The 12,722-nt window shown below is 64.0% G+C and carries 10 protein-coding genes and 1 pseudogene; 4 read left to right on the top strand and 7 right to left on the bottom strand.

Annotated features, from left to right (window positions below; translation table 11 throughout):
• Position 1: 1 nt before the first annotated feature.
• From OKW44_RS07100 to OKW44_RS07085, 4 genes are all read right to left on the bottom strand, one after another.
• Entirely contained in the window at positions 2–781 is a 780-nt protein-coding gene (locus OKW44_RS07100) for a response regulator transcription factor (RefSeq protein ID WP_018420807.1), read from the bottom strand.
• A 332-nt stretch (positions 782–1,113) separates the two neighbouring features.
• Complete coding sequence (locus OKW44_RS07095) at positions 1,114–1,311, bottom strand: hypothetical protein (RefSeq protein WP_026225861.1); 198 nt, start codon at positions 1,309–1,311, stop codon at positions 1,114–1,116.
• On the bottom strand, positions 1,286–2,290 hold the full coding sequence (gene cydB / locus OKW44_RS07090; RefSeq protein ID WP_018420809.1) for a cytochrome d ubiquinol oxidase subunit II: 1,005 nt from the start codon (positions 2,288–2,290) through the stop codon (positions 1,286–1,288). Before cydB ends, OKW44_RS07095 begins: the two co-directional genes overlap by 26 nt.
• Positions 2,291–2,314: 24 nt before the next feature.
• Positions 2,315–3,739 (bottom strand): cytochrome ubiquinol oxidase subunit I, encoded by a 1,425-nt coding sequence (locus OKW44_RS07085; protein ID WP_018420810.1) that lies wholly within the window; start codon positions 3,737–3,739, stop codon positions 2,315–2,317.
• 624 nt (positions 3,740–4,363) lie between these two features.
• Between OKW44_RS07085 and OKW44_RS07080 the strand changes: the two genes are divergently transcribed.
• The 3 genes from OKW44_RS07080 to OKW44_RS07070 all read left to right on the top strand — a co-directional run bounded on the left by OKW44_RS07080 (position 4,364) and on the right by OKW44_RS07070 (position 7,682).
• Positions 4,364–5,185, top strand: coding sequence for an alpha/beta fold hydrolase (locus OKW44_RS07080; RefSeq protein WP_018420811.1), 822 nt, complete (start codon positions 4,364–4,366; stop codon positions 5,183–5,185).
• Positions 5,186–5,543: 358 nt separating this feature from the next.
• A complete protein-coding gene (locus OKW44_RS07075; protein ID WP_018420812.1) occupies positions 5,544–6,338 on the top strand; it encodes an NAD-dependent epimerase/dehydratase family protein in 795 nt (264 codons plus the stop codon).
• Positions 6,339–6,383: 45 nt separating this feature from the next.
• Positions 6,384–7,682, top strand: coding sequence for an MFS transporter (locus OKW44_RS07070; RefSeq protein WP_018420813.1), 1,299 nt, complete (start codon positions 6,384–6,386; stop codon positions 7,680–7,682).
• A 464-nt stretch (positions 7,683–8,146) separates the two neighbouring features.
• On the opposite strand, the pseudogene OKW44_RS07065 reads toward OKW44_RS07070, so the two are convergent.
• Together OKW44_RS07065 and garL are read right to left on the bottom strand one after the other, a co-directional pair.
• Positions 8,147–9,042, bottom strand: a pseudogene (locus OKW44_RS07065) (2-hydroxy-3-oxopropionate reductase).
• 32 nt (positions 9,043–9,074) lie between these two features.
• A complete protein-coding gene (garL, locus tag OKW44_RS07060) occupies positions 9,075–9,875 on the bottom strand; it encodes a 2-dehydro-3-deoxyglucarate aldolase (protein ID WP_018420815.1) in 801 nt (266 codons plus the stop codon).
• 234 nt (positions 9,876–10,109) lie between these two features.
• On the opposite strand from garL, the gene OKW44_RS07055 reads away from it, so the two are divergent.
• Positions 10,110–11,693, top strand: a complete 1,584-nt coding sequence (locus OKW44_RS07055) for an aldehyde dehydrogenase (NADP(+)) (protein WP_018420816.1) — start codon at positions 10,110–10,112, stop codon at positions 11,691–11,693.
• A gap of 141 nt (positions 11,694–11,834) precedes the next feature.
• On the opposite strand, the gene OKW44_RS07050 is transcribed toward OKW44_RS07055, so the two are convergent.
• Entirely contained in the window at positions 11,835–12,578 is a 744-nt protein-coding gene (locus OKW44_RS07050; RefSeq protein WP_018420817.1) for a FadR/GntR family transcriptional regulator, read from the bottom strand.
• Positions 12,579–12,722 lie beyond the last annotated feature (144 nt).

The following is a 12,722-nucleotide window of genomic DNA, read 5'->3' as shown; positions in this document are numbered from 1 at the left end:
GCTACAACGTCTTCCCGGCCTCCAGCCATCCATTGATTACGGCGATCGCCGTCGACCGGTTATGCACACCGAGCGCCCGAAAGATTACCGATAGATGCACCTTCACCGTGCCTTCGGCGACGCCGAGATCGCGCGCGATCATCTTGTTGGTCCAGCCGCGATGCACGAGCCGCATGATGTCCTGCTGACGTGGCGACAGGTTCTCCAGCAGATGCTGCTGATGCGGCTGCAGCGACGGTACCTGCGTGACCGGTTCGATCTGGGAGACGGTGCCGGGGCCCGGCCCGCGGACGGCTTGCGCGGCGGCGCTCGGGGCCGGCACACGTGCCGATCCATCCGCATCGGCGCCCGCGCAGCTGGCCGCCTGCGTTTCGCGCGAGCCGAGCAGACTCAGCGCTTCCATCGGCACATAGGCACCGCCGGACAGCACCAGCTCGATTGCCTTCAGCATCACGCTGGCGGGCTGGCGCTTGGGCACGAAGCCGAGCGCGCCGGCCGCGAGCACCGCGCGCATCTCGTCGGGCGATTCCTCGGCGGACAGCACCACGACCGGCAGCGCCGGATTCGCCTTCAGCAGCGTTTCGAGCGAACTCGCGCCGCTCATGCCCGGCATATGCAGATCGACGATCGCCAGATCGTGATTCGCGTCGGGTCGCGCGGCGGTCGCAAGGGTTTCCCAACTGTCGGCTTCGTCGAACTGGGCGTCGGGATCGAAGCCGCGCAGCATGCCTTTGACGCCTTGCCGGATCAGTTCATGGTCGTCGGCTACAAGAAACTTCATGATGTCTCCGCGAGTCGAGCCTGTCCGTTGAGGGTTGCCGCCGTTGCACATGCCGCAGTTGCAGGCTGCGCAGTTGCAGTGTGACTAACTGCCGTACTCGTGACACGCACCGCGGTCGTCGCCGGAATCGTTGCCTCGGTTCCTCGCCGCGTGGAGTGTCGCACTTACCGCCGCATCCGGCATCGTTCGATGCGCTTCGTGATGTTAAGGCAGGTCTCCCGCGCATAGGTTCCGGCTTGCTACGTAGACGAGCCGCGCGCCCCGTTTTTGAAGCGCTGACGCGCACGATCCGGAAGGTTATGCCCGCCGGATCGACACGGGTTCGCGCGCCGCTATCTGACCGCGAACAGCGTCGCATTCATCAGAAGCCTGAAGGCGAAACCGAGCGACATCGCCGCGGCCACGCCGAAGCACCATAGCGCGATGAACCAGAGCCAGCCCGGCAATTTGCGGCTGGGCGTTGCCGCAGTGGCGGTGGGAGCCGACGCACTGGGACCCCGCGTTTCAGTGATAGTGATGTTGGTCGCCATGACGCACCTTGCCTCGAAAGACCCAGTAACCCATCGCCGTATAGGCGACGATGATCGGAAGGATCACCGCCGCGCCGGCCAGCGTGAACGTCTGGCTCGTGCGTGGCGCGGCGGCTTCCCATAGCGTGATGCTCGACGGAATCGCATACGGCCACAGACTCACGAGCAGCCCGAGATAGCCGAGCAGCACGAGCGCCAGCGCGAGCATGAACGGCGTGTTGTGATGGCGCGCGCGCACCGCGCGATGCATGAAGAACGCGCAGATCGCAACGAGGAACGGCACCGGCAGCAGACGGTAGAAGATCCCGTCATGGAACCAGCGTTGCGCGATGCCCGCATCCATCAGCGGTGTCCACAGGCTCACGAGCGCGATGAAGCCGAGCAGCACCAGCGTCAGCGGCCAGACCACGCGATGCAGCCTTCGCTGCAGATCGCCCTCAGTCTTCGCGACGAGCCAGCAGCAGCCGAGCAGCGCGTAGGTCGCGACGAGTCCGAGGCCCGTCAGCAGGCTGAACGGCGTGAGCCAGCCGAACGCGTCGCCGGCATAGGCGCCATCGGCGACCGGAATGCCTTGCAGGAACGCGCCGAGCACGATGCCCTGGAAGAACGCCGCGCCGGCCGAGCCGCCGATGAATGCGAGGTCCCACAGATGCTTCGTGCGCCGCGACTTCGCGCGGATCTCGAACGACACGCCGCGAAAGATCAGGCACACGAGCATGAACACGAGCGGCAGATAGAGCGCCGACAGCACGGTCGAGTAGACGACCGGAAACACCGCGAACAGCGCGGCGCCGCCGAGCACGAGCCAAGTTTCGTTGCCGTCCCATACTGGCGCGACCGTGTTCATCATCAGGTCGCGTTCCTTTTCGTCGGGGAAGAACGGAAAGACGATGCCGATGCCGAGGTCGAAGCCGTCCAGCACCACGTAGATGAAAAGGCCCAGCGCGATAATCGCGGCCCATACGACGGTTACGTCCATTTTTTCTTTCTCTCGAAGCGTAGGTTAGACGGCGTCGATCATCCGATCGGCGGCGGACAGCGGGCGGCGCGCGGTCTGCGCGGTCATCGGCTGCGGCAGGCCGAGGGACATGTCGTGCGACTTGCCGCCAGGCAGCGCAGGACCGGAGCGCATCAGCTTCAGCATGTAGTAGATGCCGGTGCCGAACACGAGGAAGTAGACGGCCACGAACGTCATCAGTGACAGACCGACCTGCTGCGTGGTCAGCGGCGATACCGCCTGCGACGTGCGCATCACGCCGTACACGACCCACGGTTGACGGCCCGCTTCGGTGGTGACCCAGCCGGCCAGCAGCGTGATGAAGCCGCTCGGCCCCATCGCGACGCACAGCCGCTGGAACCACTTCGCTTCGAACAGGCGCCCGCGCCGGCGCAGCACCCAGGCCGCGATCGACATCGCGATCATCAGCACGCCGAGGCCGGCCATGATGCGGAAGCTCCAGAACACGACGGTCGAATCCGGTCGGTCCTGCGGCGGGAATTCCTTCAGGCCGCGGATTTCGCCGTCCCAGCTATGCGTGAGGATCAGGCTGCCGAGGTGCGGCACCGACACCGCGTAGCGCGTGGTTTCGGCCTTCATGTCGGGGATGCCGAACAGGTTCAGCGCGGTACCGCCCTTTTCGGTATTCCACAAGCCTTCGATTGCTGCGATCTTCGCCGGCTGATATTCGCGCGTGTTCAGGCCATGCTGATCGCCGACGAATGCCTGGATCGGCGTCAGAATCAACAGCAGCCACAGCGCCATCGAGAACATCTTCTTGACGGCGGGATCGCGCCGGCCGCGCAGCAGATGCCACGCGCCGACCGCCGCGACCACCAGCCCCGCCACGATGAACGCCGCGAGCGCCATATGCGCGAGCCGGTAGGGGAACGAAGGATTGAAGATGATCTTGAACCAGTCGAGCGGCACGACGTGACCGTCGACGACCTTGAAGCCCTGCGGCGTCTGCATCCAGCTATTGGACGCGAGAATCCAGAAGGTCGAGATCAGCGTGCCGATCGCGACCATCAGCGTCGCGCCGAAGTGCGCCCGCGGACTCACGCGCTGCCAGCCGAACAGCATGATGCCGAGGAAGCCCGCTTCGAGAAAGAATGCGGTCATCACCTCGTACATCAGCAGCGGACCCGTGATCGGCCCGGCGAAACTCGAGAAGCCCGACCAGTTGGTGCCGAACTGATAGCTCATCACGACGCCCGAGACGACGCCCATGCCGAAGGCCACCGCGAAGATCTTCGACCAGAACAGACAAAGATCTTTGTAGTAGGCCTTGCCGGTTTTCAGCCAACGCCATTCGAGAACGGCGATGAAACTGGCGAGACCGATGCTGAGCGCGGGGAAAACGATGTGAAAAGAAACGGTGAACGCGAATTGAATGCGCGCGAGATCGAATGCCGATAGTGCGGAGTTCATGATCCTGTTGTGCGTGATGGCCGCGTGAACGGACTTACGCGCGTCGACCGATGTCGGTGCGCACTGCGCTGGGCAGATGGCGCAAGAGTAGGGGATCGAAACAAAAGATGTTGCGATGCGATGTGCGTCAAAAAACCGCCTTGTTTTATGCGAAATACGCTTATCGATGAGGCAAGCCCTTGTTGAGTATCAAGTTTCTTTTGGCGACCGAAACGTGGCCGTGTGTGCCTCGTCGCGTGAGCTGCGTCAATCGACCGCGCTGCAGCAATGCGTTTCGCGCAGCCTTGCGCCGCAAGGTCGCGGGCGGTGTCTGTCGCCAGCCGACAATCGATCCATCCAAACCGACTTCGTCTGTGGGCGTGCTGGTCGGGCGATCTTTTTACTTCTACGATGCACGCTGCCGCCTCGCCCGTTTCAGCTTTTTCTCTTCAGTATTCGTTGCGCATTGCCCATTCGCCATTCGTTTGGTGTTGATGTTATTTCGCGGCGGAATTTCTCAATAGGTCATTACTCATTGCCGCATTCGCACGGCGTTCTGTCATGCGTCGCGCGCATGCTTCGTGACAAACTTCCGCTTCATCCACCTGCCGGCGACGGCAGACTTCATCGACAAGGAGTCAGCAGATGAGCACGATCAGGACGAAAGACGGTACCTCGATTTTCTACAAGGACTGGGGCCATGGCCGCCCGGTCGTGTTTTCGCACGGCTGGCCGCTGACCGCCGATGCGTGGGATGCGCAGATGCTGTTTCTCGGCAGCAAGGGCTTCCGCGTGATCGCGCACGACCGGCGCGGTCACGGCCGCTCGGAGCAGCCGTGGGACGGCAACGAGATGGACACCTACGCCGACGATCTCGCCGCGCTGATCGAACATCTCGATTTGCAGGACGCGACGCTGGTCGGCCATTCGACAGGCGGTGGCGAAGTTGCGCATTACATCGGCCGGCATGGCACGGGGCGCGTCGCGAAGGCCGTGCTGATCGGCGCGGTGCCGCCGCTGATGCTGAAGACCGCCGATAATCCGCTCGGCCTGCCGATCGACGTGTTCGACGGCATCCGCAAGGGCGTCGCGGACGATCGCTCGCAGTTCTTCAAGGATCTGGCCGTGCCGTTCTACGGCTACAACCGGGAGGGCGCGAAGGTGTCGCAGGGCGTGATCGATTCATTCTGGCGCCAGGGCATGGCCGGTTCGATCAAGGGGCTATATGACTGCATCGAGCAGTTCTCCGAAGTCGACTACACCGAAGATCTGAAGAAGATCGACGTGCCGACCCTCGTGCTGCACGGCGACGACGACCAGATCGTGCCGATCGACGCAGCCGGCCGACGCACCGCGGAGATCGTCAAGAACGCAACGCTGAAGGTTTATCCGGGCGGCCAGCACGGCATGTGCACGGTGGAGGCCGACAAGGTCAATGCCGATCTGCTCGAATTCATCGGCGCCTGAGCGAACGTAACGACGTGATCTGTCGAGGGCGCGGGCGGCATACGGACGCCGCTCGCGTCGGACGCCACGCGCCCGCTGGCGTCAGGTAAAGCCACTTCTGGAACAAAAATCCACTTTCAGTTATACGATGTCGCACGAATGCGATGTCCTTATGTCTTTGTTTTTTAAAGAGCTGCGAAACTGTCGCGCAGTAACTTAAGGGTAAATGCGGAGTTGAAATCCGCTTGTTCATCGCCGATAGTACGTTATCGTACAACCTGAGTGTGTTATGTGACGCGCACAGCGCGATTCGCCGGCCGCTCAGATCCTCCGTCTGTTCTCTGAAGACCTCGCGCGCGGCGCAGTAAAAGGAACCCCTATGAAGAAGATTGCCCTGAGTGGCGCCGGCGGCCAGCTCGGCTCCGTGGTACGTGCTGAATTCGTCGCGCGCGGCGTGCCGCTGCGCTCGGCCGCGGGCTCCAAAGTACTGACGCCGCTCGTCGACGGCGAAGACGTAATGAATGGTGACCTGCGCGATCCGGCGGTGGTCGACCGTCTGCTGAACGGCGTGGACGTGCTGATCCATTTCGCCGGCACGAGCGTCGAGCGTCCGCTGCCCGAGATCATCGAGAACAACTTGCGCGGCCTCGTCGAAGTCTACGAAGGTGCGCGCCGCAACGGCGTGAAGCGCATCGTGTTCGCGAGCTCGAACCACGCGATCGGCATGTATCCGGTCACCGAGCATCTGAGCCTCGACTGCGAACTGCGTCCGGACGGCTTCTACGGCCTGTCGAAGGTGTGGGGCGAAGCGCTCGCGCGCATGTACTGGGACAAGCACGGCATCGAAAGCGTGTGCGTGCGGATCGGCAGCTGCCTCGAGCGTCCGACCGAGCAGCGCCATCTGAGCACCTGGTTCGGCCACAAGGACCTGATGCATTTCCTCGACCGCTGCATCGAAGCGGAAGACGTCGGCTTCCTGACCATCTGGGGCGTGTCGGCCAATACGCGCAGCTGGTGGGACAACAGCGGCGCCGCGCGTCTCGGCTACGAGCCGAAGCAGAACGCCGAGGACTACGCGCAAGACATCCTGTCGCGCCCGAATCCGCTCGATGAGCTGTGCCAGCGCTACCAGGGCGGTAGCTTCGTCGGCATCGACTATTCGCGCAAGGCTTGAGTCCCGTTCGGCTTGACGGGCAATGCATCACGAGGAGTAGCAGCAATGAAGATCAAGGGTATTCGCTGGTGGATGGTCGCGCTGGTCGCGGCCGGCCTGATCATCAACTACCTGGCGCGTAACACGTTGTCGGTCGCGGCTCCGACGATGATGAAGGAGCTCAACATCACGACCGAGCAGTATTCGCACGTGGTCGTGGCGTGGCAACTCTGCTATGCGTTCATGCAGCCGGTCGCCGGTTTCGTGCTCGACACAATCGGCACCAAGGCCGGCTTCGCGGTGTTCGCTCTGGTGTGGTCGGTGGCTTGCGCGGCGGCTGCATGGGCGACGGGCTGGCGCAGCCTCGCGGTGTTCCGCGGTATCCTGGGTCTCGCCGAATCGGCCGGTATTCCGGCTGGCGTGAAGGCGACCAGCGAGTGGTTCCCGGCGAAAGAGCGTTCGGTTGCGATCGGCTGGTTCAACATTGGCTCGTCGATTGGCGCGCTGCTTGCGCCGCCGCTCGTCGTGTGGGCACTGTTTCACGGCCGCTGGCAACTCGCGTTCGTGATCGTCGGCGTGGCGGGTATCGTATGGAGCGTGCTGTGGATGATCATCTACAAGCATCCGCGCAATCAGAAGCTGCTGGCCAACGCGGAGCGCGACTACATTCTGAGCGGCCAGGAAGCGAAGCATCACGATGACATCAACACGCCGAAGCGCAACTGGCGCGCGATGCTGGCGAGCCGCGATTTCTGGGCGATCGGTATTCCGCGAATTCTGTCCGAGCCGGCCTGGCAAACCTTCAACGCGTGGATTCCGTTGTACATGATGACCGAGCGTCACATGAACCTGAAGGAAGTCGCGATGTTCGCGTGGATGCCGTTCCTCGCCGCCGACATCGGCTGCGTGCTCGGCGGTTATCTGAGCCCGCTGTTCCACAAGTACGCGAAGGTGTCGCTGTTCACGTCGCGCAAGATGGTGTTCGTGGTCGGTGCGCTGTTCATGATCGGGCCGGCGTGCATCGGTCTCGTCGAGAGCCCGTACATGGCGGTGGCGCTGCTGTGCGTCGGCGGCTTCGCGCACCAGACGCTGTCGGGCGCGCTGTACGCGATCACGTCGGACATGTTCGGCAAGCACGAGGTCGCGACCGCGACCGGCATGGGCGGCATGGCCGGCTATCTGGGCGCCGCTGCGTTCACTGCACTGTTCGGCGTGCTCGTTACGCAGATCGGCTACAGCCCGCTGTTCGTCGTGCTGGCGGTATTCGATCTGATTGCCGCGGCCGTGGTCTGCCTGATGGCCAGGAGTTCGGACAAGATGCCGGAGCCGAAGTGGACGTTGCCGGATGCGGTGACGGCGAAGTAAAGTGAGATGCGGTCGGCTCTGGTGGGCCGATCCGGTGAAAGAAGCGGCGCCCGCGAGTGGGCGCCGTTTTTTTATTTGCGGGTTTTGAGGCGGTCGACCGGATACTGATGTTGTGGCGCGAGCATCGCCACAAACTACTCGCTGAGAAGCCTCTTTGTGTTGAAGTCATCGTTGTCTCCCACAAGAACCCCGCAAAATAGCAGTCGACCACAGGGACAGGAAATGGGCGATAGATGATTCTTGTGTCCGATTGATCCGGGGAGACACGGGGCCGGGAGTCCATCGCTAAACACGATAAAGGCGTCGCGTTAGGCGGCGAAAGGCTCTACGGCCCGAAAGAGGGAAAGGGCATCACGCGCGAACTACGTACGATGCTCAAGAATGCAAAGTGCGACCGAGCCGGCCATCAGTCACATGAAGACCGACGGACAACCCGATCGCAACTATTTCGAACCTACGTCAAATCACGCGCTCTTCTGACCGATCTCGTGATTCGCGAGCACTTCGAGCGCGCGCACCATCGCCGAGTGGTCCCACGCCTTGCCGCCGTGCGCGACGCACGCGTTGAACAGCGCCTGGCAGATGGCGGTGTTCGGCAGCGACACGCCGAGCGCCTGCGCGGTCGACAGCGCGAGGTTCAGGTCCTTCTGGTGCAGTTCGATGCGGAAGCCCGGATCGAACGTGCGCCTGGTCATGCGCTCGCCATGCACTTCGAGAATGCGCGACGATGCGAAGCCGCCCATCAGCGCCTCACGCACGCGCGCCGCATCGACACCCGCCTTCGACGCGAGCAGCAGCGCGCTTCGCCGACCGCCTCGATGGTCGCCGCGACGATCACCTGGTTGGCGACCTTGCACACCTGGCCCGCGCCGACCGCACCGATCAGCGTGACGTTCTTGCCCATCATGTCGAACAGGGGCTTCACGCTGTCGAACGTGGCCTGTTCGCCGCCGACCATGATGGTCAGCGAGCCGGCCTTCGCGCCGACCTCGCCGCCCGACACCGGCGCGTCGAGATAATCGGCACCGGTTTCGCGCACGCGCGCCGCGAAATCGCGGGTCGCCATCGGCGAGATCGAGCTCATGTCGACGACGGTCTGGCCGGCGCGCAGCGCGCTCGCGAGGCCGTTCTCGCCGAACAGCACGCGTTCGACGTCCGGCGTGTCAGGCACCATGATGAAGATCACGTCCGCGTTGGCGGACACCGCGGCGGCGTTGTCGCATGCGACGGCGCCGGCCTGCGTGAGCTCGGCGGGCACGCCGCTACGCGTGAAGGCGGCGAGCGAGACGCCGTTTTTCAGAAGGTTGGCGGCCATGGGCTTGCCCATGATGCCGAGTCCGATAAAGCCTGCTTTTTGCATGGAATGCTCCGAAGATGTCGTGGCGGCCGCGTTCAAGCCTCGCCCGCCGGTTTCTGCATGAAGTGTTTCTGCGCCGCCTGCGCGGCGCCCTTGAGCAACCCGAGATCCGCGCAGACGGCGACGACGCGCGCGCCCATCGACAGATACCGCTCCGCGTCGGCCTGCATCGGCGCGAGAATGCCGCTCGACTTGCCGGCCGCCTGCGCGCGCGCGAACACATGCGCGATCGCCTGCTGCACGTCCGGATGGCTCGCGTTGCCGAGGCGGCCATACGACGCCGCGAGGTCTGACGGACCGATGAAGACCGCGTCGATGCCGTCCATCGCGAGGATGCTGTCGATATTCTCGACCGCCCTGCGGCTTTCGATCTGCGGGATCACGCAGACGTTGTCGTTGGCGATCGCGAAGTAGTCGGGCACGGTGCCATAGCGGTTGCCGCGATGGCCGACCGACACGCCGCGAATGCCCTGCGGCGGATAGCGCGTCGACGCGACCGCGCGGGCGGCGTCGTCGGCGCTGTCGACGAAGGGCACGAGGAAGTTCGAGAAGCCGCTGTCGAGAAAACGTTTGATCACGACGCTGTCGTTGGCCGGTGGTCGGACGACCGGTGCGCTGCCGCTGTCCTTGAGCGCCATCAACTGCGGGATCAGCGTGAGCACGTCGTTGGGCGCGTGTTCGGCGTCCAGCAGCATCCAGTCGAAGCCGACCGTGCCCAGCAATTCAGTGGCGATCGGGCTGGCGAGCGACGCCCAGCAGCCGATCTGGGTTTTTCCCTCGCGCACCGCGCGCCGGAAACTGTTGGGCAACGATTCGTAAGGCGTGACGGCGGGCATGCGGTGTCTCCTCGAACGGCGATGGATCGGGAAAAGCTGCGACAATGCTAAGCCTCGCGAAATGCGAGTTATAAGTCGTCGTATGACCAAGCCCAGATTAGCACTGCACGACCCGGTTGTAACGGGCGAGTATACCCGTATGCCCCTGCCAGATAAGCGTTTCGGGTTGCATAAGGCCCCCACGATGTTGTAGGATGACTTATATCTTTAGCGTTCATTAAAGGAAAGCCAAAAATGCCTATTACCGGCGAAATGCTGATCGGTCGCAAAGCCGTGCGCGGCGAAGAAAAACCGCTGCGCGCGTTCAATCCTGCCACGGGTTCCGAGATTGCCGAGCCGGTGTTCGGCAGCGGCACCGTCGAGAACGTCGAGCAGGCGTGCGCGCTCGCGCAACAGGCGTTCGACGCCTACCGTCAACTGCCGCTCGCAGTGCGCGCCGAGTTCCTGGACCGTATCGCTGACGGCATCACCGCGCTCGGCGACGAGCTGATCGAGCGCGCGCAGGCTGAATCGGGACTGCAGAAGGCGCGTCTGGAAGGCGAGCGCGGCCGCACCACCGGCCAGCTGAAGCTATTCGCGCAGACGGTGCGCGCGGGCCAGTGGCTCAACGCTACGCTCGATTCGCCGCTGCCGGAGCGCAAGCCGCTGCCGCGCTCGGATCTGCGCATGCAGAAGATCGCGCTCGGCCCTGTCGCGGTGTTCGGCGCGAGCAACTTCCCGCTCGCGTTCTCGGTGGCGGGTGGCGACACCGCCGCGGCGCTGGCTGCTGGCTGCCCGGTCGTCGTGAAGGCGCATCGCGCTCACCTCGGCACGTCGGAGCTGGTCGGTCGCGTGATCCAGCGCGTCGCGCAGGAAATGGATCTGCCCGAGGGCGTGTTCTCGATGATCGTCGGCGCGGGTAACTCGGTCGGCGAGGCGCTGGTTGCGCACCCGGCCATCAAGGCGGTCGGCTTCACCGGTTCGCGCGCGGGCGGTACCTCGCTGATGCGCGTCGCGGCGGCACGTCCGGAGCCGATCCCGGTGTACGCGGAAATGAGCAGCATCAACCCGGTGTTCCTACTGCCCAACGCTCTTGCAGCACGCGGCGACAGCATCGCGCGCGGTTTCGTCGACTCGCTCGTGCTCGGCGCGGGCCAGTTCTGCACGAACCCCGGCCTCGCCATCGCGGTCGACAGCGACGCGCTGAAGGGCTTCGTCGCGACGGCATCGGAAGCGCTCGCGGCGAAGCCGGCGCAGACCATGCTGACCTCGGGCATTCACGCCGCGTATGAAGACGGCGAAGGCAAGCTGGCGGCAACGAAGGGTGTCGAAGTCGTGGCACGCGGCGTCGCCGCAACCGGCCCGACCCAGGCTTGCGCGGCGCTGTTCGTGACCGACGCGCAGACGTTCCTCGCGAACCCGGCGCTCGAAGACGAAGTGTTCGGCCCGGTGTCGACGATCATCCGCTGCAAGGACGAGCAGGAAGTGCTGAAGGTCGCCGAACACTTCGCCGGCCAGCTGACCGCGACGCTGCAGATGGACAGCGCCGACGTGGCGGCTGCGAAGAAGCTCGTGCCGATTCTCGAGCGCAAGGCCGGCCGGATTCTGGTCAACGGCTTCCCGACCGGCGTCGAAGTGTGCCACGCGATGGTCCACGGCGGCCCGTTCCCGGCAACGTCGGATAGCCGCGCGACCTCGGTCGGCACCACGTCGATCGACCGCTTCCTGCGTCCGGTCTGCTACCAGGACTTCCCGGCCGAGCTGCTGCCGCAAACGCTGGCCGACGGCAATCCGCTGGAACTGTGGCGTCGTCGCGATGGCGAACTCACGCGCGGTTAATCGCGTGAGGCCGTCCTGAACGGATGCGCGCCCAAGCCGGTTGGCCGGGCGCGGATCGAAGGGAAGTGCGGACGCAATCGCAAGATAAAAAAATGGCCGGGAGATTCCCGGCCATTTTTTCGCCCGCGAGCTTCGTGAGAATCAGCTGTTCGCTTCGCTCGCTTCATTCGCGCGACGCAGCCGCTCGCGGCTATTCGACAGATGCATGCGCATCGCGGCGCGTGCGCCTTCGGCGTCGTGCCGGCTGATCGCCTCGAGGATGCTTGCATGCTCGAGGTTCACGAGCGACAGATACGCATCAGGATCGGCGCGCGCGATGCCGGCCGAGTCGAGCCGGTTGCGCGGAATCAACGCGCTGCCCATTTGCGACAGGATGTCGACGAAATAGCGGTTGCCGGTTGCGCGTGCGACCGAGATGTGGAACTGCAGGTCGGCCTGCACGCTGTCGAGCCCGTTGTGGCGCGTGGCCTCGATCGCGTCCAGCGCGGCGCGCATGCGCGCGAGGTCGTCCGGTTTCGCGCGTTGCGCGGCGAGACCGGCGCATTCGGTTTCGAGGCTGATGCGTAGCTCCAGAATGGACAGGACGTCGCGCAGCGTGGTGGCGGGCACCATGTCGATGCCGAGTTTTTCGCGCTGCGGCTCGAGCACGAAGCTGCCGATGCCGTGCCGCGTCTCGATGACCTTGCCTGCCTGCAGGCGCGAGATCGCCTCGCGAATCACCGTGCGGCTCACGCTGAGTGTGTTCATCAGCTGCGATTCGGTGGGGAGTTTGTCGCCCGGCTTCAGCAGGTTGGCCGCGATCTGCTCGGTGACGTAGTTGACGACGAACTCGGCAAGATTGCGAGCGCGTCGTGGCGGTGCCGCGGATGCTAGTGGTGTAGCCATCGAAAACGCTCCTTGTTTGAAAGATCGCTGGGGATCGTGCATTTTTATTATATCGTCGTCTGACGACTGATTATATAAGCGCAGGCCCGAAGTTTGGCGCCTCGGCGCTGATAGATTGCGCGAGGCGCCGGGTCGGCCGGCCGG

Source organism: Paraburkholderia lebeckiae, assembly GCF_050436325.1.
GTDB lineage: Bacteria > Pseudomonadota > Gammaproteobacteria > Burkholderiales > Burkholderiaceae > Paraburkholderia > Paraburkholderia tuberum.
This window is presented reverse-complemented; position numbering and strand designations above follow the sequence as displayed.